Below are 24535 nucleotides of genomic sequence, written 5' to 3' on the forward strand. Positions count from 1 at the left end.
TTGGTCTCCTTAGCCCCAAAGTGCGGCCACGGGCGGGTGCACTCCGGAATCGTCAAAAGTCAAAGGTTGGTCGCGGTCTTCGGCCAACAGAAGCGGCCCGTCAAGGTCTGTTACCATCGCACCCTGCGCAACCAATGTCGCCGGGGCCATAGCAAGCGATGAGCCAACCATGCAGCCGACCATCACTTTGTAGCCTTCGACAAGTGCTGCATCACGCAAGGCAAGTGCCTCGGTCAACCCGCCGGTTTTGTCGAGTTTGATGTTCACCACATCGTATTTGCCCTTGAGGTTCGGCAGGCTGGTACGGTCATGACAGCTTTCGTCAGCGCAGACAGGCACCGGACGATCCATCCCAATCAATGCCTCGTCTTCACCGGCAGGCAAAGGTTGCTCGACCAAGGCCACGCCCAGACGCACAAGATGCGGCGCAAGGTCAGCGTAAACCTCGGCGCTCCAGCCTTCGTTGGCGTCCACAATGATGGTCGATTTTGGCGCACCCGCACGCACCGCCTCAAGCCGCGGCATATCATCCGGCGTGCCCAGCTTGATCTTGAGCAGCGGACGGAACGCATTTTTGGCGGCCTGTGCCTGCATCGCCTCAGGCGTATCAAGTGACAGGGTATAGGCGGTGATTTCCGGCCCCGGCGCGGGCAGACCGGCCAGTTCCCAAACCCGTTTGCCAGTTTTCTTGGCCTCAAGATCCCACAAGGCACAATCCAGTGCATTGCGCGCGGCCCCGGCGGGCAAGGTGTACAACCCGGCGCGTGACACCGGACCTTTGACACCTTCAATCAGCGCCGTCACATTCTCTAACGTCTCTCCATATCGCGCATAGGGCACACATTCGCCCCAACCGGTCACACCGTCTTCGGTGACGCGCACAGTCAGAACCTTAGATTCGGTCCGTGAGCCTCGTGAAATGGTAAAGACCTGTGCCAGCTTAAACACATCGCGCGATACTGAAATTTCCAAACCTCAAACCCTCATCATCTGGTCAAAAATATCCCGGGGGTCCGGGGGCAGCGCCCCCGGCCTTCCCGGCTACTTACATCGCCGCCAAGGCGTCGACCAGCTTGCCTGCGCCAAACCGATAAGGATCGGTGGCAGGCAGCCCCAAGCTTTCTTCCAGCCCCGCCAGATAGGATTTCGCATCCGCTTCACCCATGTGCTGGGTGTTGACGGAAATGCCCACCACTTGCGCATCCGGGTTGGCCACTTTGGCCAAGGTCAGCGCCACGTCGCGCAACTCTGCCAGAGATGGCTGTGTATAGGTCGGCAGGCCACGCATGTGTTCGCGGGTGGGCTCGTGGCTGAGGATCAATGCATCCGGCTGGCCACCGTGGATCAACGCCATGGTCACGCCGGAATAGGACACGTGAAACAATGATCCTTGCCCCTCGATCAGGTCCCAGTGGTCGTCATCGTTGTCCGGGGTCAGCCATTCCACCGATCCGGCCATGAAATCGGCAATCACGGCATCCAAGGGCACGCCGTCGCCGGTGATCAGAATGCCGGTCTGGCCAGTGGCGCGGAAGGTTGATTTCAGACCGCGCTCGCGCATCTCGGCGTCCATGGCCAGCGCGGTGTACATTTTGCCCACGGAACAATCGGTCCCTACTGCCAGACAACGTTTGCCCTTGCGCTTAATGCCATTGGCGATTGGGTAATCAACTTCGGGAACACGCACGTCGTGCAGGCTGCGACCACAGGCTTCGGCGACGGCAACCAGATCAGGCTCATCGCGCAGCAGGTTATGCAAACCGGAGGCAAGATCAAAGCCCTCTTCCAGCGCCATGACCAGCTCTTTTTTCCATTCTTTGGAAATCAAACCGCCCCGGTTGGCCACACCAATCACCAGCGTTTTGGCACCTGCCGCTTTGGCGTCTTCCAAGGACATATCCGTCAACCCCAGGTCTGCTTTGCAGCCGTCCATGCGAAATTGACCCACAGCGTTTTCAGGACGCCAGTCTTTAATTCCCTGGGCGACCTTTGCGGCCAGTTGGTCAGGCGCATCGCCCAAAAACAGCAAATACGGTGTTTCAATCATCGACATCGCGCATCATCCCCTTGAAGTGAAAATTCTGCGATAGTTTCCACTTCTTTTTGGGCAAATGCATACGAAAGGCGACGGATTCTCCATCACTGGGGGGATTTTCTTGCTCTATTTCCGAAATATTTCGAAGAATTTCCCAACACGTCAGTCAAGGTTACCTTCTTCTTCCTCGGCCAACCGGGATTCGGTCTGCAGGACCCCGGATTGCGGGGCCCCAAGCACGGGCATGGCCTGCCAGCTGCCGGTATCCTCTGGGGCAACCTCCTGGGCACGACGTACCAGAGCGACCACAGTCACCATAAAACAAAGGACCAACAGGAACATCACGAACCCTCTTCCGTCAGCAATGCTGACCATATTTGGCCCAATCAGAATGCCGATGAACTGTCCGACGTTCAGAATGAACAACATGGTGCCGCTCGCGGCCACAATCTGAGAGGACTTTAAGTGATCATTCGCATGCGCCGTGCAGACCGCATACATCGGCAGGCTGGCGCCTGCGAGGATGCTAAATCCAACGATCATACTGGTTGGCGATGCATCCAGAAACATCCACAGACAGGTGACGCCGCCAATCACGCCGAGCCCCGCAAGGACAAGTCTTCGGTCCGTCTTGTCAGAAATCCAGCCCACGGGGTACTGCACCAGTGCCCCAACAATCATGGCAATCACCAAAACCCCAGAAGCCTGCGCGGTTGTCATGCCACGCGCCAGGGCAAAAAGCGGCAAGGCAATAAACCACGCGGCCACCGCCGTGGCGCTGACGAAATTGCCGACAACGGCGGTTGGAGAAATTCCATAGAGCCGCCTGACGGACATGCGATCTGGCACTTCGTAGTCCGGGGCTTTGTTGCCCGACAAAAGAAGCGGCACGATCGATAGGGATATGAGAATAGACACCAACCCGAACAGCATATTGCCAGAAGGGTCGGGGGCGGCCACAAGTGCGGTTCCAATTGCGGGCCCCGCCATCCAGATCATAAAGTAGAGCGACAGGATCTGTGCCCGGTTCTTGTTTTCGGATTTTGCGCTTAGCCAGCTTTCGGTAATCACATAAAGCCCCGGATAACACACGCCCGCCAGAAACCGCATTGCCGACCAGGTCGCAGGATCTGAGGTCAACAAGTGCAGGATTGCCGCGATTGAAACCAAGGATGCAAGCGCTGAAAAGGCACGAATATGGCCAACCTTTTCCACCAAACGTGGCGCTATCGCCGTGCCCGCCAAAGCCCCCAGGGGATAGGCTGCCTGCATGATTGAAATGGTCAAATCTGAGAACCCGAGGCCAGCGCCACGAATTGTCAGCAAAGTGACCAACAATCCATTGGCCACCATCAGCATGATCATGCCCAGAAACAGGGCCCAGTTGTCATAAAGCGCGTTTTTCATTCCATCGCCTTGCACTGTGTCGAAATCCTGTGCGCGTCTGTTTGCGGCAACAAAAACGCCGCCGCACTGCGGCACAGAATGCTGCAGTGCAAAATCTGCTTGCGCGCCGGGGCGCAATTTAATAACGCTTCACCCAACCAGAACGTAATTTCCTTACCAAGAGGACCAATTCATATGAGCTTTCGCACGCAACCTGCCGCCCCTGCCCGTCCAAACCGCTGCCAGTTGTTTGGCCCCGGGTCGCGCACTGAATTGTTCGAAAAAATGGCCAAGTCGGCTGCGGACGTGATCAACCTTGATCTGGAAGACAGTGTTGCACCCGGTGACAAGGATATTGCGCGTAAGAACATCATTCAGGCCACCCACGACGTAGACTGGGGCAATAAGACCCTGTCGGTGCGGATCAACGGTCTGGACACGGAACACTGGTACAAGGATGTTGTCGAGCTGTTGGAAAACGCCTCGGACCGTCTGGACCTGATCATGCTGCCAATGGCGGGCTGCGCAGAAGACGTTTATGCGCTTGAAGCACTGGTCGCTGCGGTTGAAAAAGCCAAAGGCCGCAAAAAACCCGTCGGTTTTGAAGCGATCATCGAAACCGCCGCTGGTATCGCCCACGTCGAAGAGATTGCCGCTGCCAGTCCACGCATGCAGGCGATCAGCCTTGGCTATGCCGACTATGCCGCGTCGATGGGCATGCAAACCACTGGCATCGGTGGCACGCAGTCCAACTATTACATGCTGAACGAAGGCGAAAAGCATTACACCAACCCATGGCACTGGGCACAGACCGCGATTGTCGCAGCGTGTCGCACGCATGGCGTGTTGCCGGTTGATGGCCCGTTTGGTGATTTCTCGGACGACGAAGCCTTTGTGGCACAGGCACGCCGCTCGGCCACGCTTGGCATGGTTGGCAAATGGGCGATCCACCCAAAGCAAGTCAAGCTGTCGAATGAGGTCTTCACACCTTCTGCAGAAGCCGTCGCCGAAGCCCGCGAAATTCTCGCCGAGATGGACAAGGCCAATGCGGCAGGCATGGGTGCCGTGACCTATAAGGGCAAGCTGATCGATCAGGCGTCGATGAAACAGGCGCAGGTGATCGTGGATCAAGCCGAGTTGGCTGCCCAGGACTAAATCTCCTCTTTATGAGTTTCGAAGGGGCGGAGCCATTGGCTCTGCCCTTTTCCTTTGTCATAACGCTGGCATGACAACGATCACTCTGCTTCACACCTCGGACGCACATGTACCAACGTTCCAAGCACTACAAACACGGTTGGCGCCGGACTGCACATTGGTACAGATCGTGCGTAGTGACTGGTTGGCTCAGGCCCAACATCACGGGCTCAGCGATCCCTTACGACAGGAAATTGCAGACATCGTCAAAGAAGCACGCGGCACAGTGATCTGCACTTGTACAACTATCGGGCCTGCTGCCGTTGACGCAGGCGCCATTCGCGTAGACGCCCCGATGATGGAAAGGGCCGCAATAACAGGTGGAACCGTGTTGCTGGCCTATGCCTTGGAAAGTACCAAGGACACGTCCACAGAGCTGTTGAAGAGCGCTCTGGCGGCTCAGGGGCAGGATCAGGACATCCGACATCTGTTTTGTGGAACACTTTGGCCGCTGTTTACGGCTGGTGAATTCGCGGCCTTTGTTAATGGCATTGCGAAAGCTGTGGAACGGGCAATATTAGAAAACGATGTGGACTGCGTGGTTCTGGCCCAAGCCAGTATGGCCGACGCGGCGCCTTTGCTATCTCATCTGAATGTGCCCGTTTTTGCCTCACCGGAAAGCGCGATGTTGTTTGCGCTGGAGCGAAAAACAATATGACGTTCGATGTGTTGTCCGCGCTGGCGGCTTTCTCCTTTGTGTCCTCGATTACGCCGGGGCCGAACAACCTGATGCTGATGGCGTCCGGCGCGAATTTCGGCTTTCGCCGCACCATCCCGCATATGTTGGGCATTGGTATTGGGTTCACGATTATGGTGGTTCTGGTGGGCATCGGTCTGATGCAGGTGTTTGATCAACTGCCTGCCACCTATCTGATCCTCAAAGTGTTTAGTGTAACCTATCTTTTGTGGCTCGCCTGGAAGATTGGCAACGCGGGTGCGCCGGATCGGGCGGGTCAGGTTGGAACTCCGATGACCTTTGTTCAGGCCGCTCTGTTTCAATGGGTCAATCCCAAGGCCTGGACCATGGCGCTGACTGCGATCACGCTGTATGCGCCAGATCGTTCCTTGACGGCGGTTCTGTTGGTGGCGGGTATTTTTGGTGCAATCAACCTGCCAAGCGTCAGCGTTTGGACACTGCTGGGGCAGCAAATGCGGCGTTTGCTCAAACGTCCCCGGCTGTTGATTGCCTTTAACTGGACCATGGCGACTTTGCTGGTTGCCTCGCTCTATCCTGTGCTTTTCACTGGCTGATTAACCGGGGGGTCTGTTGAACATGCCAGCCTCTTGGCAAAACTCCCTGCTGCACGCATTATTGCAATTACCGAACGTCACCGTCATATAGCAAAACGCAGACCTGCTCCGGAGAGAGACATGACCAACTACCTCGATTTTGAAAAACCCTTGGCGGAAATTGAAGGCAAAGCCGAAGAGTTGCGCGCATTGGCGCGACAGAATGAGGAAATGGATATCTCTGACGAAGCCGCGGCGCTGGATCGCAAGGCCGCTGAGATGCTGGAAGATCTTTACAAAGATTTGACTCCCTGGCGGAAATGTCAGGTCGCGCGGCATCCCGAACGACCACACTGCAAAGACTACATCGACGCCTTGTTCACTGAATATACGCCCCTAGCAGGGGACCGGAACTTTGCCGATGACCATGCCGTCATGGGCGGGTTGGCACGGTTCAACGACACGCCTGTGATGGTGATTGGCCATGAGAAAGGCAACGACACCAAATCCCGGATCGAACGCAACTTTGGCATGGCACGCCCGGAAGGCTATCGCAAAGCGATCCGCCTGATGGAAATGGCTGACAAGTTTGGCTTGCCGGTCATCACGCTGGTCGACACCCCCGGCGCCTATCCCGGTAAAGGCGCCGAAGAGCGCGGCCAGTCCGAAGCGATTGCACGGGCAACCGAAAAATGCCTGCAGATCGGCGTTCCGCTGATTTCAGTGGTGATTGGCGAAGGTGGATCCGGCGGGGCGGTGGCCTTTGCCACGGCCAACCGTGTCGCGATGCTCGAACACTCGGTTTATTCGGTGATTTCCCCCGAAGGCTGTGCGTCGATCCTTTGGAAAGACGCCGAAAAAATGCGCGAGGCAGCCGAAGCGCTGCGTCTGACTGCACAGGATTTGACCAAGCTCGGCGTGGCCGACCAGATCATCGACGAACCCAAAGGTGGTGCGCACCGCAATGCCAAGGCAGCGATCGAGTCGGTTGGCAAAGCCATCAGCAGCATGCTGAAGGAAATGGACAATCAGGGGCCTCAACAATTGGTCAAAGCACGCCGTGATAAGTTTCTGGGGCTAGGCTCCAAAGGCTTGGCTGCCTGATCTTTCCCTGCCCGACGGATCGCATTAGTCTGCGGCCATGTCGGGTATTCTGAGCAACACCACTTTTCGCCGTCTGTTTGCGGCACAGGTCGTGGCCCTGACGGGCACGGGCCTGCTGACGGTGGCGTTGGGCCTGCTTGCCTATGATCTCGCGGGTCAATCGGCGGGCGCGGTTCTGGGCACGGCCTATACGATCAAGATGATTGCCTATGTCGGCCTGTCGCCAGTGGCCGGGGCCATCGCGGCCCGGCTGCCGCGCAAGCAATTGCTGATCGTCATGGACCTTGTGCGGGCGGGTGTGGCCTTGTGTTTGCCGTTTGTGGATGCGGTCTGGCAGGTCTATGTCCTGATCTTCCTGCTGCAATCCGCTTCGGCAACTTTCACGCCTGCCTTTCAGGCGGTGATTCCCGATGTTTTGCCGCACGAGGCTGACTATACGCGGGCCCTTTCGCTGTCGCGACTGGCTTATGATCTGGAAAATCTTGTGTCCCCGGCGCTTGCGGGGCTGTTGTTGTTGGTGATGGATTTTCATTGGCTGTTTGCAGGCACAGTCGTCGGCTTCTTGTGGTCCACTTTGTTGATCCAGATCGCCGACGTACCCCCGTTAAAAACAGACATTCAAAGACCGTTCTTTGAACGGGTGACACGTGGCAGCTGGATTTACCTCGCGACGCCACGATTGCGCGGACTTCTGGCGTTCAACTTTGCGGCGGCTTCGGCAGGCGCGTTTGTGTTGGTCAATACAGTTGTTATGGTGCGTGTGATCTATGATCTGGGAGAAAGCCATCTGGCCTATGCGATGGCCGCTTTTGGGGCGGGTTCAATGCTGGCCGCTTTGAGCATTCCGCGCCTTCTGGACTACGTTTCCGACCGCAAAGTCATGAGCCTGTCGGCTTTTGCGCTGTCGGTTCTGACATTGTCACACGCCATGTGGTTCCTGGTTAACGGTGCCTTGCCGTGGCACTTGTTTCTGCTGGCATGGTTGGCAGTTGGCGTTTTCTATTCGGCGATCCTGACGCCGTCAGGGCGGCTGTTACGGCGATCTGCACATTCCGAAGACCGCCCCGCAGTGTTCACTGCGCAATTTGCCCTAAGCCATGCCTGTTGGCTGGTGACCTATCCGATGGCTGGCTGGGTCGCAAAACTGGCCTCTTTGCCAGTGGCCATGGGCGTTCTTGGCATAATGGCCCTGATCGCCACTGTGACGGGGTTACGGCTGTGGCCTCAGTCCGGGGAAAAGAATGTCGCCCATTCACACCCAGACCTGCCAGAAGACCATCCGCATCTAAAAGCCCACAACGGAGCGCGGCACCACCTACATGAGTTCGTGATTGACGATGCGCATCGGGTTTGGCCCACACAGGGTTAATTTCAAACGGCTTTAGCGCGCCAACATCCGAAGACCCTGGGTCACATCAGAACGTACGGCAAGCCGCAGTCCCGGCTCATCCCCAGCTTTAAGAGCTGCGATGATCAGGCGGTGGAAGTGCGGTGGGTCGCTTTTGCGCAAACGTCCATACAGTGCGCGCATGGTCGGGCCCAACTGAAGCCAGACAGTTTCTGCCATAGCCAGCATCGCCGGGGCCTGAGCCCGCAAATAAAGGGTGCGATGAAATTCGAGATTGGTTCGGATATAGGCCACGGCATCGCGGTTCTCGACGGCTTGGGTGACATTGCCATTGATCGTCTGCAACCGATCAATCAGCGCCATATGGGCCCGAGGCAAGGCCCGACTGGACAGTTCAACCTCAAGCAAAGCCCGCAAGGCTGCCAGTTCTTCCATGCGCTCGCTGGTCAGCTCTGGTGTCGATACCCGGCCCGAGTTGGACAGGAACAGTGCCCCCTCTGCCACCAACCGCCGCACGGCTTCGCGCGCGGGCGTCATGGACACTTCAAATTCCTTGCCAATGCCGCGCAGGGTCAAGGCCTGCCCCGGCGCAATCTCACCGTGCATAATGCGGGTCCGCAAGCGTCGGTAAACCCGGTCATGGGCGGAACTGGACAGGTCATGAGGGCGGTTTTGTGACAGCATGCATCATTTGTGATCACAAATGATGTTCCCGTCAATCTTCAAATCGGTAACGATGTAATTCCTCGCCGCTTTTCCGAAGCCAGCGACGTTGTTCGAGGTAAGGGCCATGTATGTCTTCAACCCGCGCCCAAAAGGCGGGTGAATGGTTCATTTCTGCTAAATGAGCGACCTCGTGGGCGGCGACATACTCCAGCACACCGGCCGGTGCCATCACCAACCGCCAACTGTACATCAACGCCCCGGCCGAAGAGCACGATCCCCACCGAGACCGCGTATCGCGCAACGTGATTCGAGTGTACTTCCGACCGAGCCTTTCTGCGTATCGATCCGAAGCTGCCGCCAGTCTTTCGCGAGCGATCTGTTTCAAAAATCCCTGAACCCTTGCCGCCGTGCGATCCGCAGCACCCGGCACAAGCATTTCCCCGTCCTGAACACGAATCGAACGTCCGGTGCCGTCACGCAGGCGCAACAGGCGACCTTCAACCGGCAGATCAATGCCAAGAGCAACGCGTACCCGGTCAGGCCGCTGGTCCAGCTGGCCACGTACCCAGGCTTCTTTTTCGCGCACAAATGCGAGCCCTTCCCGCTCGGGCACGCCTTTGGGAAGCGTCAGAGACACCCGCCCGTCAAGCCGCGACACCCGCAAGCTGATCCGACGCGCACGCGCCGATCGGCGCAATGTGATCGAAATCGGCGGATTACCGGGTAGGAAATGTTGCGTCATGCACGCTCCAGACTGTGAATAGGCGTTATACCCTTTGACACGCCGCAACTCTTATGGCAGTTGGCCCGAACCGTCGACAAGACTTGAAAAGAATTTGAAGGGGATTTCTAATGCCCAAGGAAGAATGGGGCGTCAAACGCATGTGCCCGACCACCGGCAAGCGTTTCTACGACCTGAACAAGAATCCAATCGTCAGCCCGTACACCGGCGAAGCGGTTGAAATCGAAAACGGCAAAAGCCGTATGATCGCAGCTGACGCAGAGGATGCGGCAACGCTGAAAGCCAAGGCTGCTGAAGCAACTGATGGCGATGATCTGCTGGACGATGACTCGGTTGATATCGAGCTGGAAGACGACGTTCTGGATGACGACGATGATGGAAATGTCTCGTTGGACGAAATCGCAGACGTCGCGTCGGAAGACGACGACAATTAATCTTTCCGGGGCTGGATTTTTTCACTTGATCCCGCCCCGGCAAGCGCCTAAGTAAGCGCGCACAAGCAGAGATGCTTGTTGGTTTGGGGCCTTAGCTCAGCTGGGAGAGCGCTTCGCTGGCAGCGAAGAGGTCAGGAGTTCGATCCTCCTAGGCTCCACCAAATCCTTTCAACCTTGATATAAAAATAGTGCGAATTCGACGCACGGGGTTGCTCTGCGATTTTCTGCGTTTGCGAAGGCCACCTTTTTGACGGAGCCGGTGTCGCCAAACGCGCTGGCCGTCTGTCATTTTGCGAATTGTTTTGGACAGCGCATTGCCACCAACGCAGCCATGGAGATTTCGCTAGCTGCCCATAGCTTTACTGGTATCCTGTTCCAAACTGAAAAGGATACCCGTTATGAAGCGCTTGACCCTCACCTTAGTTCTATGTGCCGCCTTGCCTTGCGCAGCTGTTGCAGAAGGCCTGTGGAGTAAGGTCAAGAAAGGTGCGTCAGACACCGGTCAGGCAATTGGCAACACCGCCGGGGATGTGGGAGACGCCGTTGGTGACGCGGCCAGCAAGACAGGGGATGCAATCAGCGGAGCGGCCAAAGCCGTTGACGATGCGGTCAGTTCGACTGCCGAAATGGTCACAGATGAAGAAACCCCGGAAATGACTCGTCAGAGAATTGATGGTGTGGCGACCGAGTCTCTTGAGTTGCTGTTTACATCAAACCCCGAGGCCAGGGCGCTCTATGAAGTCAGCTTTGGCTATGCGGTGTTTGATGCACGCCAAGTGACTTTGATCGGCGCCACAGCTGGATATGGGCGGGGTGTTGCTGTGGTCAAAGAGACCGACGCCAGAACCTATATGAGCATGGGAACCGGCGGTGTTGGCTTGTCCCTTGGTATCGGTGGATTCGATCGAAAGATCGTGGTGCTTTTTGAACATGAAGACCTATTCAGGCAATTTGTTGACAATGGGTACGACGCCACGGCCGAAACCGGTGCGATGTTTGGGGACGACAAAGAAAGCCAGGCTGTTCGGTTCGTGAATGGGAGGTCGATTTTTGTGCTGACAAAGAAGGGCTGGAAAGTATCGGCCTCGGCTGCTGGCACCAAGTATTGGAAAGACGCCGATCTGAACTAGATAGAGCGCAACAAACACCCCTTTGCCCGTCACGGTGAAGTGCTGTAAGGAGGGGCCTTCTTAGTCTGGAAGCGCGAAAAATGACTGAACACAGATCCGAATTGCTGATGCCTGCGGGCAATCTGCGCAAACTGAAAATGGCCGTTTTGTACGGGGCGGATGCCGTCTATCTGGGCACGCCGGACCTGTCACTGCGCACCAAGTCCGAATTTTCGCTGGAAGAGGTCATTGAGGGCGTCGAGTTCTGTCATGCCCACGGTAAACGCGCTTATCTGACACTGAACCTGTTTTCGCATAACAAGGATATTCCCAAGCTTTATGAATACCTTGAGACCGTTCGCAAGGTGAAACCAGACGGGCTTATTATCTCAGATCCCGGTGTGTTTCAGTTCGTGCGCGAACGTGCGTCCGAGATCCCTTTGCACGTGTCGACACAAGCCAATATCGCCTCGTGGCTGACGGTGAAATTCTGGGAAGGCCAAGGTGCTGATCTGGTGGTTTTGGCGCGCGAAGTCTCCTTTCCTGAACTGGAAGAGATTCGCGCCGAATGTCCGGATATTAAGCTCGAGGCCTTTGTGCATGGTGCGATGTGCATGACCTATTCAGGCCGCTGTTTGCTGTCCAACTTCATGGCGGAACGCGGTGCCAATCAGGGCAACTGCGCCAATTCCTGCCGGTGGAATTACAAGTTCCACATGCGGCTCAAGGATGGCACGGTTCAGGAGCTGATTGTTGATGAAGACAACGCCAACATGTTCGAATTCCTGCTGGAAGAAGGTGTGCGCCCCGGTGAATTCCTGCCCATTCAGGAAGATGAGCGTGGCAGCTATATATTGAATTCCAAAGACCTTTGCCTGATGCCGAAGCTGGATGATTATTTGCGCATTGGAGTCGATAGCCTCAAGGTCGAAGGCCGTGGCAAATCCGAATACTACGCCGCCGTGGTGGCGCGGGCTTATCGCATGGCGATTGACGACTATTACGCCGATCCAGAAAGCTGGAACGCCGCGGACTACATGGAAGAATTGGAAACCGTGGGCAACCGGGGTTACACGCTGGCCTTCCACAAGGGACGGCTAACCAATCTGGCACATGGATACGAACAGACCCAAGCGATTGCCCATTGGGAGTACGCAGGGTTCGTGACCGAGTTGAAAGACGATGCATTCTTGGTTGAGGTGAAAAACAAACTTGAGCCCGGCGATGTGATCGAGATCGTCTCGCCCGTGGCGCGCAACACAATTCTGTTGCGCGGTTATGACTATGAGATCGCCGCAACAGGTGAACGTCGGGATGTGATCCACGGGTCGACCAAGTCGGTCATTCGCTTGCCGTTTGCATTGTTTGAACACGAAGACATCAACGATCTGCGCACCAACTTCCCGCCTTTCACTGTGCTGCGCAAAGAACGCGCGCTGTCAGAAGAGCAATGGAAGCGCCTTCAGCTGGACAAGACTGCGCTGGCGATGGAAGTCAAAGACACCACCAATGAGACGGCCTATATCCGCCGTCGCGATGCATTGGTTGAGGCGATTGATGCCGACACCAACACCAAACGATTCAAAACCAATCGTGTGGGCACCGAAGGGTGTTGTGGCAAAGGCTGTAACGGCTGTCTGATCTTCTGGCAGGACGACATCTATGCCAAAGCGCGCGAAATTCTGCTCGAGCGCAAACAAGGCGCGATGTTGACCCGGGCCGAAGCCCTTGAGTTCAAACTGCCCGCCGCCGAGTAATCACGACCGGTAAAAACAATAGCGATCCGGGGCGACGGTTTCCGGGCCGCGCACCTGTTCAAAGCCCGCCAGTGGCTGACCCGAGATCAGAACACCACCGGGTGCCATACAGTCGGCGATCATCGGAGAAAGACGCGCAGCTTCAGCCACGTCTTTTTCTTTCTCACCAAATCCAAAATCATAATGTGCAAGCACGATTTTAGCACCGGAAGCGGCCAACTTTTTCAACATTTCCTCGGCTTCACCCTGTAGGAAATCCTGTTCAGGCGGCACGCAGGACGGGTGGCACTGAAGAATGCGGTCAATCACCCAGATACGGCGATCCGGGGCAATTTCGCGCAAGTGATCATAGGTGCGACCATTGCCAAGCCCCATATCAACATAGTCACCAGCCACATCGGCAACCAGTGCATGACCCCACTCCAACCCATCCCGTTGGGCCGCAAGGCGGCGCATAATGCTGTTCAGTCGGCTCATGCCGTGTCCTTTCTGTCATGGCGATAGAGGCGCGTTGGCCCGTCGCACATCTCATTTAAGAATTGCCGTGAGAACTCCCAGATATCGGCATCATGCACAAGGTGGTGCGTGAGGTATCCAAAGGGTTCTGTGTTGTCGGTGATGCCGCGCCTGCGATCTTTGAGGAAAGCAACGACCTTTGCGACAAGGAGTTCGGGGTCAACCAATCCGCGCGTGCCGCGCCAAAAGATCGGGTCAATGTGGGTGTTGATCTGCGTCAGCCCTGGAACCGGTGTCGCTTCGCGGCGGGGCAAAAAGGTTGAAACCGCATCATAGCCTTGCTCGACCAGTGTCACCATCAGAGCAGGATCAATCCGGTTCCACGGAGGCACAAACATTGCCGCCAATCCGTCCCCAAACATGTCTTGCAAACGAGCGTGCGCATGTCTCATGTCATCAGCGCATTCAGATGCAGATCGAGAGGCCCCAAACTCGGCCTTTTTAACATCCGCAGGCGCATGGTTCTGGTGGGACCAGCCATGCACGACAGGGATCAGCATATCGGTAGTGGTAATCACGCTGGCCAAAGTACTGATCGCATCGCGGGGGATCACAGCAAGATGCACGGGCACGCCGGTTTCAATGGCGAGTGCAATCAATTGATCCAACGCCGGAGTGGGCTCAATCGCATCGTCATCGCGCCACCAGAATGAAAGCTCCAGATTGTTCTCACGCCACTTTGTGAACTCGGAACGCAACGGGGACCAGTCGATGTTCATGCCTTCCCCTCCCCTAATTGTTGCGTGAGGTGAACAGCCTTTACCGCCCCGTTCATTTGCAGGTTAACGTCCTGACGGTGGCCTTCTGCCATCACCTGATCCACCAGCGCGGCCATTCGGCTTGGGGTCATATCGGCGGCCATCAGCACATCCATTGCAGGTTGCTGCGCCAGGGAACGTGCGCGCAAGGTCTGTTCGACCTCGCCACCATCGTCAAAAGGCACCAACACAGCCGGGATGCCGGTTTGCAGCAGATCCAACGCCGTGTTGTAGCCACACATGCTGACCGAGCACGCGGCCCCATGCAGCATTTGGCGAAAGTCAGGGCGCACGGATTCAATGGTAATGTCCAGATCGTCAGCGCGCGCTTTGAGTGCCGCAATGCGCGCATCACGATCCTTGCCACCGATCAAAAGACGCCAGTGCAGATCGCTTTGCCGCGCCGCTTCGATTGCGCATTCAAACAGAGCCTGCCCGACTGAGCCGCCGCCTGCACTGACCAGGACGTCCCCTTGCCCAACGCCATCGGGATGCGGAGTGGCCGATGGTGGAGCGACATAACCCGTGTAGCGCAGCAAGTTTTCCAGCGCAGGGCTGACCGGCCAGCTGTCTGACAGTGTGGTGATATGCGGGTCGGAATGCACCAGAACGCCATCATAATATGACTCCAAAATTGTCTGTGCCTTCTCCGCTTTTGAGGGCTTGGATGGCGGTGCAAGAATGTCCCGGATCGAACACAGAATACGCGGGCGCGGCGTCAGGGCTTTGGCCCCTTCCAGCAGGGCCAGAAATTCCTCCGACAAAGACCGGCGGCCAAATGGGAATAGTTCGGTAATCACCACATCCGGCTGCATGTCTTGCAGCGTGGCTAACGCCATATCGACGCGGGACTGCATATAAGCTTCATCCACAACCTGGCCGTCTGCTGTCAAAAGGCGGGTGAAATTGGTGCCATCCGAGGCGATCGCTGGCAACTGGGTCAAATGCACACCATCGTAGTCCATATGCGGTGCGGGCTGGCCGCCGGACAGAACGGTCACTTCATGCCCTTCAAAGGCAAAAGCCCGACCCAGCGTCAAAGCCCGTGACAGATGGCCTGCTCCCAAGAGATGCGTGACGGCGATCAGAACCTTCACGTAGTGCTCTCCAATCGCACGATATCGGGATCAGCAACACGCACGTGGCCGTCCTCTAACTCAACAACAAACAGGCGATTGCGCTTGATCGCAAAGGGTGCGGGCCCAAGGAAATCCCAGCCATGCGCCTTGGCCAGAACCATACGCATCGTGCCAATATGACAGACCGCGATACTGTCCTGTGTCAGACTGAACAACCAGGGCGACAATCTCGCCCAGACATCCGCCGGGCTTTCGCCTTCGGGAGGCCGATAATCCCAGCCCCAATATTCAATGTCGCGAAAGCCACTGTCTGGCTGGGCCTTAAGGTCAGCGCCTTTCAGGCCTTCCCATTTGCCCCAGTCCATTTCGATCAGGGGATCAACGGTTTGCGGGTCGCGCCCCGACACAATTTCAGCCGTTTCGCGGGCCCGTTTCAGGGGGCTCGCATAGAGGTCCGCATCCCGCCAACCTGAGGGTAGCCGATAGGCCTTAAGACTTGCGCGGGCTTCGTCGTCCAAAGGAATATCGGTGCGGCCCTGAATGCGGCCAGCCCGGTTCCAGTCTGTGTGGCCGTGGCGGATCATGGCAAAGCGGATCATGTGGCGCCTTTCAAAAGCGGATCGAGAACCGACCATAGGGTTTCGCGGGCAGCCCCCAAAAGGTGGCGTTGTTTCACCAGATCGCGCGCTTGCGCAGATCGCTCCGCATTGTAGTCGGCGTCATTCAACAACCGGGACAGCGATTGTGCAAGGTGGGCTGTATCTGCAACCGAGGACAAAGCTGGCGGTGGCAACACATCACGCACACCGGGGCGGTTCTCGGCGACAACCGGAACTCCGGCGGCCTGAGCCTCAAGGTACACCATGCCAAAGGCTTCGTTCACCCCCGGCCACAAAAAGGCGCGTGCGTGGCCATAGGCCTTTTGCAAGTTCTGCTTATCCAACTGCCCCAGAAACCGAACCTTGCTGCCAAAGGGCGCAAACAACGCTTCAACCTCGGCACGAGCCGGACCATCACCGGCAATTTCATAGGTCCAGTCACCGGTGAGATGAGTCAGAATCTCGGCAATGATCTGATAGGAAGCCAGTTTGTCGCCCTGACGCATCATGCCAACACTCAGAAAAGCCGGAGCAGCAGGGCGATGACCGGTGGAAACATCTTCCTGCGTAAGGAAAGGGTGAAGTCGGACCTGAGGCTGGTCATCGCGTCGATACGGAGCGAGCCCTTCACCGTCCTGTTCGGTCAAATAAAAGATCGCAGATGCCGCATCACACGAGGCGTCCGCCGCACGCGCAAATCGGTCCCATGGGCCGCCCAACCGTTTGGCTGCGCGGGTGGCTTCAATCTGAATATAGGGAATGCCCATTGCCTGACTGACCACAGGGCCCAACAGGTCTGGCGCTTTGTAATAACTGTGATACGTCACCCAAGCCGACCAGCCGCCAAGCGCAATCAGGCGGGACGCTTCGGCACTGGCCTCTTGAAACAACGCATCCTGAACCGCAACGTCGCCTTTGCCATCGTAGCAGCGGAACTCGGACACCAAAGTGACGTCATATCCACGGGTGTCGTCGGACAAGGCCGTCATCACATTGCGTGCCATTTCGCGGTCACCCGACGGAACCGGGTGATTGGGGGATTTCATCGGAGCAAAAAAAGCGATGCGGGCCATCTGATCAGCCCTTGTGCAAAGTGGCAATACGGCGGTCCAGTTGCGCAATTCCCGGCGCCATCAGAAAATGGGAGGTGAGCCGGTCATACGCGGCCTCGGACAGCAACCGACGTTTCTCAGGGCCCTGAGCAAGGTCGGACATCGCAGCGGCCAGGGCCTCCGGCGCATCGTCCGACAAAATGCCTTGGGCGCCTGATGTGATGAATTCCGGTATCGCTGAGACCGGTGTCGACAAGATGCAAAGTTTTTGCGATGCCGCCTCCATCAGAACGTTGGGCAGCCCGTCGCGATCGCCATCGCTGGCAATCCGGCTGGGGAGTACAAACACATCTGAACGCCGCATGGCCTCGATCACCTCGGGCTGATCGCAAGCGCCATGCCAGGTGATGCGATCTGTTAATCTCAGCGCTTCTGCACGTGTTTTGAACTGATCGCCCAATCCACCGCCGCCAATATGATCCCAATGCCAGTCCAGAGAATCTGGTAACAGCGCCAGAGCTTCGATCAGATTGTCGAAGCCTTTCTTCTCAACCAATCGCCCAACTGACAGAAACCGAACAACACCTGTTTCTGTGCGGCTGTCAGGAGGGGCGGGAAAGCGCGCGAGATCCAAACCGTGATAAATCAGCTCAACCCGATCCGGAGTATCCGCCAGCCCTTGCAAATGTTCGGCGCCAAACCCGGTGCATGTCGCCAAGAAGGTCGCCCCGGCCGTGCTGGCCTGCAGTTTCTCGCGTTTCTCCCACTCAGGAGAGGTCCAGATATCTTTGGCGTGGGCAGACACCCCCCAATTTAATCGCCTCATTGCAGCCGCATACCGCGTGACCGATGCAGGGGTATGCATGAAATGGGCGTAAAGCGCACCCGTATCGTTCGGCATCTCAGCTGCCAAAACGCAAGCTTGTCCAAAACGGCGCGCACGATTGCGCGTGAAATCCCGGCGCAGGTCTTTTGCCCAAAGTCCTAACGCAGTCCAGAACCCTTTACGGCCCAGATTGCACAAAAGGCCTTTAACAACGCGCCACGGTTCCTGGTGCAGATATTCAGGCAGGTAGCGGACAGGTGCCCTTAGACGTTCATGCAAAGGATGGGTTTTTTTATCGGTGGGAAAGCGCAGCGACCAGATTTCAAGGTCGTGCCCTGCTTCTTCCAGCGCGACAAGTTCCTGCGCGATGAAAGTCTCAGACAGGCGCGGCCAGCCTTTGACCACCACGGCCAGCTTTGAACGGGCAATGGTCATGCGACCCCTTGTGCATCCTGTCGAAGTCCAAGCAATTCCAGTGACCGGCTTGACACAAAATCCAAACCGTCCAGCAGACCCGGCACAAAGGCGTGCGAGGGTTTATTCTGGCTGGGCAAGCTGCGAATGGCGTCGATCATAGCCGTAACGGTCAGCCCGTCACGATATTCGTCCAAAACGCGCACCAGCCCCAGTTCCTCGGCGCGATGCGCGCGGATATATTGTTCCAGCCGTGGTTTCGTGCGTGGGACGATCACTGCGGGTTTGTCAAAAGACAGCACTTCGCAAAACGTGTTGTACCCACCCATCGACACAATGCCCTTCGCCCCGGCAATCAGGTTCTCAATGCGGCTTTCGAACCCAATGGATTCCACGCGTCCATTGAGCGCCGCGACTCTTGTTTCGAATTCGGCCCGCTTTTCACCCGACAGAAACGGTCCATAGACCAGTTTGGCATTGGGTTGCAGAGTGGGGTCTTGTTCGTAGGCGGACAGAACAAGGTTCACCATGCTTTCGCCATCACCGCCACCACCGGGGGTGATCAGTATATAATTCTCGTGAGGCACGATGCCTTCATTCAGCTCTTCGCGGTGCAGATAGCCCGTGTATTTCATCCGGCTGCGGAAGGACGGGGATAAATCCAGACCAGCAGTAGGGTCATAGATCGAACGCAGGCCATAGACCCATGCTTCGTCATAATATTTCTCTGCGGCCTCAACCGCACCCTTGCGGGCCCATTCTGTGGCCAGAACTTCCGGTTCATCCAGGACGTCACGCAATCCCAGCACGATGCGCGCCTGGCTTTGGCTGCGCAGCCAGTCCAGGGCCGGGATCAACTCACCGCGAAAGCCCGTAGGCTCTTTGTCGACGATCAGAATGTCGGGCTTGAAATGCATGGCCGCCGATTTGATCAGGCCGGCCCGCAGATCAGTGGTCTCGTCAATATCCAGACCCAGAGTCTCTGACGCATAAGACCCGTCGGGATTCTTGGTCACACCGGGCAGGCGGATATGGTCCACATGCCGGGGAAAGGTAAAGCGCCCGGCCACTGGAGAACCGGTCAGGATGATCGCAGAAATCCGCTCGTCCGCGCCAGTGATCGCGCTGGCGAGGGCCCTGGAGCGGCGCAAATGGCCAAGACCAAAGGTATCGTGACTGTAAAACAGAACACGAGGCGAGGCCGATGCTGCCCCTTGTCCCGGATTGTGTGTCACGTCAGGCAACTCCCCGCCCCCTTTGATGCGACTCTACAAATGCAAATCCGACTCGGATCTAGCCAGCACATCCTTGATATCGTAAAGCAAAAAGTCTGGCTTTCCGAGTGCTCTTATTGCGCCACTTCTTACTGAGGTAAACTGCGAATGCGTCATGGCAAGAAGAATCCCGGCAAGAAAACCCTCAAAGTATGAGATAACCGTTAGAAAGGGCCCCAACTCTCGGCTGATCCAACACTCCCGGGTTTGCTATTCCAAACCATTGCGCCACATGTCCTCAGCAACATCGACGACTTGTGAGTTGCGTGTGCTGGTGATCTCTGTGCACAATTTGATCGCAATGTTGTGCATTTGCCCGCCCAATTGCGTTGGTCTAAACCTGTAAAGAATGATTTTTCCGAAAGAATCTCCATGTACCTGACCCGCCTGATCGCCACGCTCGTTTTTGTTACGACTCTGTTTCTGTCTCCTTTACAAGGAATTGCGCAAGACGACGGTGCGGCATCAACCGAGACCTTCGCGGAGATAATGAAAGAAGCCGCACAAAGCGGTGTAAGCGTCATCGTTATGGACCCCGGTGGAAACGTGCTTGGAGCAGCGCAGGGCAACCAGCCACCCGAAGAGATTTTGGAACCAGAGGCCGCCAGCGAACGCATGTCGTCCCTGATGAAAGTGCAAACCAAGATCGACGGCTTTCGCCAAATCCTGCAACAGCGGCTGGATGCGCTTCCCGCGGCCATTAATGAAGTAGAATTCATCCTGAGGGCGTCCAGTCCGACAGGTCAGATCAGCGCCTTTTTCAAAACATTGCTGTGGACGCTTGGGCTGCTAGCTGTGGGGCATTTGTTCGAGCGTGAAATTTTTGGCAAACGATTTGCGCGCAACTACGTCGTCTCGAGGGTCAAGGAAAACCCACAAGGGTATTCGGAAAAACTACCATTTCTGGCGTTTCGGTTTGTCGCTGGCACCGTTGGCATTTGCATATCGATCCTGGTGGCGATCATCATCAGTGCCATGCTGTTTGGCATCTCGGATGATACAGCAATCGAATTCACCTATTACACGATCACAACGGCCTATTTTGCGGTCAGAATGGTGTCGCTTGTCTGGCGTATGATCCTGTCGCCATATCTTGAACAATACCGTATCCCTGCATTTTCAACCCCAGATGCCAAGCGGCTGCACAACTGGCTATTCTTTGTGGCCACCCTTGATGTCTGCACCGCCATGTTCGGCACATGGCTGAACGAACTTGGCCTGAATTACGATGTCTATGCAGTTATGGTCGTGGCTCTGACGACTTTGTTTGCCATGCTCAATATTGCCATGGTTCTTGTAAATCGTCGGTCAATCTCTGCGGCTATTCGCAAAGGCAGAGAAGTTACACAAGTCACTTTGGCAACCCGTCTGGCCAGCCAGCTTTGGGCGCCCGTCATGATCGTTTACATGATCTTTGGCTGGATGCAGATGAGTTATCAGTTGATGATGAACGTGCCCGCCACCATTCCGCTGATTGCCGGTGCATATATCATCTTCACATCAATCATCGTGGTGTACGCGACAATCAACTTTGGCATCGAAAGATACTTTGACCGGGCGCGTTCAATCCAGGAAATGAATGACGCCGCCGAGGAGGCCGCGCAGGCTTTGGCCGCCGGGCATGAGATCACAGATGAAGAAGCCAGTGTTTTGGGTGAGGTTCTGGACGAAAGCTCGGCAAGACGCTTGAACACCTTCGAAGATCTTGCGCGGCGTATCTCCGGTATTCTGGCAATGGTGGCAGGTCTGTTCGCTTGCATGCGCATCTGGGGTGGCGAAGGTATGCTAACCAGCGATGGCTTCATCGGCCGGGGTCAGGATGTCATTGTGATCATGTTCATCGGATACATTTTCTACAATGCTTTCCGCATCTGGATTGACAGTAAAATCCGCGAAGAACAGGGTGAGATGTCCGGGGAAGAAGGCGAGTTGGGCGATGAAGGCGGGGCCAATGGGGCCAGTCGTCTGGCGACACTATTGCCGTTGTTCCGCAATTTTATCCTGATCATTATTCTGGTCACCATTGGGCTGATTGTCCTGTTGGAAATGGGTGTCAACGTGAGCCCCTTGTTTGCCGGTGCCGGTGTTGTTGGTCTGGCCATTGGCTTTGGTGCGCAAACGTTGGTGCGTGATATTTTCTCCGGAGCGTTCTTTTTGTTCGATGATGCATTCCGCAAAGGCGAATACATCGACATTGGCGGGGTTAAAGGAACCGTTGAGAAAATCTCGGTTCGGTCATTTCAGCTGCGTCACCATCTTGGGCCACTTCACACGGTTCCATTTGGGGAAATTCAGTTCCTGACCAACTATTCACGCGACTGGGTGATCATGAAACTGCCCTTGCGGGTGACCTATGACACCGATGTCGAAAAGGTACGCAAGCTGATCAAAAAGCTGGGCGTGGAACTATTGGATGATCCGGTGATCGGTGACAACTTTATCCAGCCTTTAAAATCACAGGGTGTCATCCAGATGGAAGATTCTGCGATGATCATTCGGGTGAAGTTCATGACCAAGCCCGGCGATCAATGGCTGGTGCGTAAAAAGGTCTTCGAAGAAATCCGATCGTTGTTTGAACGTGAAGACATCCACTTTGCACACCGCCAGGTCACTGTACGGCTGGCTGATGAGGACTCTGACAAACTGACACCGAAACAACGAGAAGCCGTCGCTGGGGCCGTTCTGGGGGCCATCGAAGAAGAGATGGAAGACGAAGGCGGTGGCGACGACCGATAGGTCGGCAAGGGGCGCTGCCCCCCACGCCGTCTTTGAAATGCAAAGACACTGCTCACCCCGGGATATTATTATCCATTTGGTAGACGATCAGGCCCGGTTGGGGTCTAGTGCATCGCGCAACCCATCGCCAAAAAAGTTAAAAGCCAAAACCACAATTACGATGGGCAGCATGGGGATGGCCGTCCACGGGTAAATTTCAATTGAGGCCAGATTCTGGGCATCATTCAGCATCACGCCCCAGCTGACGGCAGGGGCACGTAGACCAAGGCCCAAGAACGACAATGCCGTTTCACCAAGGATCATCGCCGGGATAGACAAGGTCGCGCTGGCAATCAGATGGCTGAGAAAGTTCGGCAACAAATGCTTGCGGATCACACGAGAGGGCTTGGCCCCCATCATTTCAGCCGCACGCACAAATTCCTCTTCGCGCAACGACAGGAATTTGGATCGCACCGCCCGGGCGAGTCCGGGCCAGTCGAGTATCCCCAAAATTATCGATATGATGAAAAACACCGACACGGGCCCCCAATGTGAGGGCACTGCCGCCGAGAGCGCAAGCCAAAGAGGCAGTTCAGGCAGGCTGCGCAAAATTTCAATCACCCGGTTGATGATCCAATCCAGGAAGCCCCCGAAATACCCTGCGATACTGCCTAAAACGATGCCGATCAGGAAAGAAACCGAGATGCCGACAAGTCCAACTGTCAAAGACAGTTGTGCGCCATAAAGGATGCGCGAGAACACGTCGCGCCCAAGTCGATCTGCCCCGAGCAGGAAGATCGTGGCGCCTTCGGGGGCGCACACCAAGTGGCGATTGGTTTTGATGAAACCTGCGAGCTTGTAGTACGAGCCCTCGCAGAAGAAATTCAGCCTGGCCGGATTTTCGTAATCCGGTGTGTATTCCCAGCTGAAGGTTTCCAGATTCACTTCCGCCGAAATCGGGTACACATATGGCCCGATCAGCTTGCCTTCGTGGAACATGTGAATGCCCTGAGGTGACGCATAAAGGTGATCCGGTGCGCGTTCATTGGCGGTATAGGGCGAAATGAATCCAGCAAAAGGCAGCATTACATAAGATATCAGCAAGAACAGGCCAGAGATCAGGCCAAGTTTGTGTTCCCTGAACCGCCGCCAGACCAGCATCCAGTTGGGCATGTCCAGTTCGGCATGGCGCGCCTCGGCCCCTGTATCGGGTTCGTAGGGTTTTGGATCGATGTAGCGTCCGTCAGGTAAGGTCGTCATGCAGAACGTCCTCCAAAGCGGATGCGCGGATCAAGCAGCGCCAGTAACAGGTCAGAGATTAGCGTACCAACCAAGGTCAGCATGGCCACAAACATCAGAACGAAAGCCGACAGGAACAAATCCTGCGATTTGAGCGCGGTGAGAAGGAACGGGCCAATGGTTTGCAGGCCCAGTACAACCGACACCAGAACCGAGCCGGAGACCATCGCAGGCAATAGCGTTCCTATGTCGGCGACAAAGGGGTTGAAGGCTACACGCAAAGGGTATTTGACCAGCATACGTGTCTCGCTCATGCCTTTGGCGCGGGCGGTCTCCACATAAGGTTTACCCAACTCATCCAGCAAATTGGCACGAAGGCGTTGCATCATCGCGGCGGCACCTGAGGTGCCAATGACAAATGTCGGGATAATCAGGTGCACCAGAACCGACTTCATCTTTTCATAACTCATCGGTTCGCCTTCGAATTTCGGATCCATAAGGCCGCCGATGGGCAGGTTCAGATAGCGATTGCCATAGTAAAACAAAATCAACGCCAGCAAAAAGTTTGGTGTTGCGAGACCTAAGTAACCGACAAAGGCCGATGTGTAATCGATCCATGTTTTGGACCGCGCCGCGGCGATCACCCCCAGCGGTAAGGCGACCATATAGACGAACAAAATGGCTGCCATATTGACCAGAACCGTGAGCCACAAAGCCCCGCCCACAATGTCCGCGACAGGGCGGTCAAATTCGAATGACCAGCCAAATTCGCCTTGGATCATGCCGGAAAACCCATGTGGGCCCGGGGCAAAGCCCATCCAGATCAGGTATTGTTCCCACAAAGGCCGGTCCAATGCATATTCCGTGCGCAGGAATTCCGCCTTGGCGACGCCAGAAGATTGCCCGGTGGCCCGCAGTTCGTTGATTTGGTTGGACAGGTAGTCGCCCGGGGGCAGGTTGATGATGGCGAAAATCATCACTGATACCACCACCAAAGTGGCGAGCATTGTAATAAACCTGAAGACTGCAAATCGCAGTATTGCCATGAGGTCTGCTCC

Annotated in this window: 23 protein-coding genes and 1 tRNA gene; 10 read left to right on the forward strand and 14 right to left on the reverse strand. The window is 56.1% G+C overall.

The window, feature by feature from the left end; genetic code table 11:
- Positions 1-9 precede the first annotated feature (9 nt).
- From dgcA to BUC32_RS09560, 3 genes are all read right to left on the reverse strand, one after another.
- A complete protein-coding gene (dgcA, locus tag BUC32_RS09550; RefSeq protein ID WP_073251987.1) occupies positions 10-972 on the reverse strand; it encodes an N-acetyl-D-Glu racemase DgcA in 963 nt (320 codons plus the stop codon).
- A gap of 73 nt (positions 973-1045) precedes the next feature.
- Positions 1046-2047: an N-acetyltransferase DgcN gene (dgcN, locus tag BUC32_RS09555; RefSeq protein ID WP_073252129.1), complete on the reverse strand. Its 1002-nt coding sequence runs from the start codon at positions 2045-2047 to the stop codon at positions 1046-1048.
- Between the two features lie 150 nt (positions 2048-2197).
- Positions 2198-3442: an MFS transporter gene (locus BUC32_RS09560; RefSeq protein ID WP_073252130.1), complete on the reverse strand. Its 1245-nt coding sequence runs from the start codon at positions 3440-3442 to the stop codon at positions 2198-2200.
- Positions 3443-3616: 174 nt separating this feature from the next.
- Between BUC32_RS09560 and BUC32_RS09565 the strand changes: the two genes are divergently transcribed.
- The 5 genes from BUC32_RS09565 (at position 3617) to BUC32_RS09585 (ending at position 8318) form a co-directional block, all read left to right on the forward strand.
- A complete protein-coding gene (locus tag BUC32_RS09565; RefSeq protein WP_073251989.1) occupies positions 3617-4576 on the forward strand; it encodes an HpcH/HpaI aldolase/citrate lyase family protein in 960 nt (319 codons plus the stop codon).
- Positions 4577-4646: 70 nt separating this feature from the next.
- Positions 4647-5273, forward strand: a complete 627-nt coding sequence (locus BUC32_RS09570; protein WP_073251991.1) for a hypothetical protein — start codon at positions 4647-4649, stop codon at positions 5271-5273.
- Positions 5270-5866, forward strand: a complete 597-nt coding sequence (locus BUC32_RS09575; RefSeq protein ID WP_073251992.1) for a LysE family translocator — start codon at positions 5270-5272, stop codon at positions 5864-5866. Before BUC32_RS09570 ends, BUC32_RS09575 begins: the two co-directional genes overlap by 4 nt.
- A 120-nt stretch (positions 5867-5986) precedes the next feature.
- Positions 5987-6949 (forward strand): acetyl-CoA carboxylase carboxyltransferase subunit alpha, encoded by a 963-nt coding sequence (locus tag BUC32_RS09580; RefSeq protein ID WP_073251993.1) that lies wholly within the window; start codon positions 5987-5989, stop codon positions 6947-6949.
- A 37-nt stretch (positions 6950-6986) separates the two neighbouring features.
- A complete protein-coding gene (locus BUC32_RS09585) occupies positions 6987-8318 on the forward strand; it encodes an MFS transporter (RefSeq protein ID WP_073251994.1) in 1332 nt (443 codons plus the stop codon).
- 12 nt (positions 8319-8330) lie between these two features.
- Here the strand turns inward: BUC32_RS09585 and BUC32_RS09590 are convergent, their stop codons facing one another.
- Both BUC32_RS09590 and BUC32_RS09595 read right to left on the reverse strand, forming a co-directional pair.
- Complete coding sequence (locus tag BUC32_RS09590; protein ID WP_073251995.1) at positions 8331-8981, reverse strand: GntR family transcriptional regulator; 651 nt, start codon at positions 8979-8981, stop codon at positions 8331-8333.
- Positions 8982-9012: 31 nt separating this feature from the next.
- A complete protein-coding gene (locus BUC32_RS09595; protein ID WP_073251996.1) occupies positions 9013-9705 on the reverse strand; it encodes a M48 family metallopeptidase in 693 nt (230 codons plus the stop codon).
- A gap of 110 nt (positions 9706-9815) precedes the next feature.
- On the opposite strand from BUC32_RS09595, the gene BUC32_RS09600 reads away from it, so the two are divergent.
- The 4 genes from BUC32_RS09600 (at position 9816) to BUC32_RS09615 (ending at position 13005) form a co-directional block, all read left to right on the forward strand.
- The gene (locus BUC32_RS09600; RefSeq protein WP_073251998.1) at positions 9816-10139 is read left to right on the forward strand and encodes a TIGR02300 family protein; all 324 of its coding nucleotides are present in this window, start codon (positions 9816-9818) and stop codon (positions 10137-10139) included.
- Positions 10140-10224: 85 nt separating this feature from the next.
- Positions 10225-10300 (forward strand) — tRNA-Ala (locus tag BUC32_RS09605).
- Between the two features lie 237 nt (positions 10301-10537).
- Positions 10538-11269, forward strand: a complete 732-nt coding sequence (locus BUC32_RS09610; protein ID WP_073252000.1) for a lipid-binding SYLF domain-containing protein — start codon at positions 10538-10540, stop codon at positions 11267-11269.
- 80 nt (positions 11270-11349) lie between these two features.
- Positions 11350-13005 (forward strand): U32 family peptidase, encoded by a 1656-nt coding sequence (locus tag BUC32_RS09615; protein WP_073252002.1) that lies wholly within the window; start codon positions 11350-11352, stop codon positions 13003-13005.
- On the opposite strand, the gene BUC32_RS09620 is transcribed toward BUC32_RS09615, so the two are convergent.
- From BUC32_RS09620 to BUC32_RS09650, 7 genes are read right to left on the reverse strand one after another with little or no spacing between them, the layout of a single operon-like run.
- Positions 13006-13482: a class I SAM-dependent methyltransferase gene (locus BUC32_RS09620; protein ID WP_073252004.1), complete on the reverse strand. Its 477-nt coding sequence runs from the start codon at positions 13480-13482 to the stop codon at positions 13006-13008. It abuts the gene before it with no gap.
- The gene (locus BUC32_RS09625) at positions 13479-14240 is read right to left on the reverse strand and encodes a polysaccharide deacetylase family protein (RefSeq protein ID WP_073252006.1); all 762 of its coding nucleotides are present in this window, start codon (positions 14238-14240) and stop codon (positions 13479-13481) included. Before BUC32_RS09625 ends, BUC32_RS09620 begins: the two co-directional genes overlap by 4 nt.
- Entirely contained in the window at positions 14237-15376 is a 1140-nt protein-coding gene (locus tag BUC32_RS09630; protein ID WP_073252008.1) for a glycosyltransferase family protein, read from the reverse strand. Before BUC32_RS09630 ends, BUC32_RS09625 begins: the two co-directional genes overlap by 4 nt.
- Entirely contained in the window at positions 15373-15957 is a 585-nt protein-coding gene (locus BUC32_RS09635; protein ID WP_073252010.1) for a histidine phosphatase family protein, read from the reverse strand. Before BUC32_RS09635 ends, BUC32_RS09630 begins: the two co-directional genes overlap by 4 nt.
- Complete coding sequence (locus BUC32_RS09640; protein WP_073252012.1) at positions 15954-17030, reverse strand: glycosyltransferase family 4 protein; 1077 nt, start codon at positions 17028-17030, stop codon at positions 15954-15956. Before BUC32_RS09640 ends, BUC32_RS09635 begins: the two co-directional genes overlap by 4 nt.
- Before the next feature lie 4 nt (positions 17031-17034).
- Positions 17035-18270, reverse strand: a complete 1236-nt coding sequence (locus tag BUC32_RS09645) for a glycosyltransferase (protein WP_073252014.1) — start codon at positions 18268-18270, stop codon at positions 17035-17037.
- Positions 18267-19484: a glycosyltransferase family protein gene (locus BUC32_RS09650; RefSeq protein WP_073252132.1), complete on the reverse strand. Its 1218-nt coding sequence runs from the start codon at positions 19482-19484 to the stop codon at positions 18267-18269. The genes BUC32_RS09645 and BUC32_RS09650 overlap by 4 nt, the downstream gene beginning before the upstream one ends.
- A gap of 411 nt (positions 19485-19895) precedes the next feature.
- Between BUC32_RS09650 and BUC32_RS09655 the strand changes: the two genes are divergently transcribed.
- Positions 19896-22259: a mechanosensitive ion channel family protein gene (locus BUC32_RS09655; protein WP_073252016.1), complete on the forward strand. Its 2364-nt coding sequence runs from the start codon at positions 19896-19898 to the stop codon at positions 22257-22259.
- A gap of 87 nt (positions 22260-22346) precedes the next feature.
- On the opposite strand, the gene BUC32_RS09660 is transcribed toward BUC32_RS09655, so the two are convergent.
- Together BUC32_RS09660 and BUC32_RS09665 are read right to left on the reverse strand one after the other, a co-directional pair.
- Positions 22347-23498, reverse strand: a complete 1152-nt coding sequence (locus BUC32_RS09660) for an ABC transporter permease (protein WP_073252018.1) — start codon at positions 23496-23498, stop codon at positions 22347-22349.
- Positions 23495-24523: an ABC transporter permease gene (locus BUC32_RS09665; protein WP_073252020.1), complete on the reverse strand. Its 1029-nt coding sequence runs from the start codon at positions 24521-24523 to the stop codon at positions 23495-23497. The genes BUC32_RS09660 and BUC32_RS09665 overlap by 4 nt, the downstream gene beginning before the upstream one ends.
- Between the last annotated feature and the right edge of the window lie 12 nt (positions 24524-24535).

Source organism: Shimia gijangensis, from assembly GCF_900142085.1.
GTDB classification, from domain to species: domain Bacteria; phylum Pseudomonadota; class Alphaproteobacteria; order Rhodobacterales; family Rhodobacteraceae; genus Shimia; species Shimia gijangensis.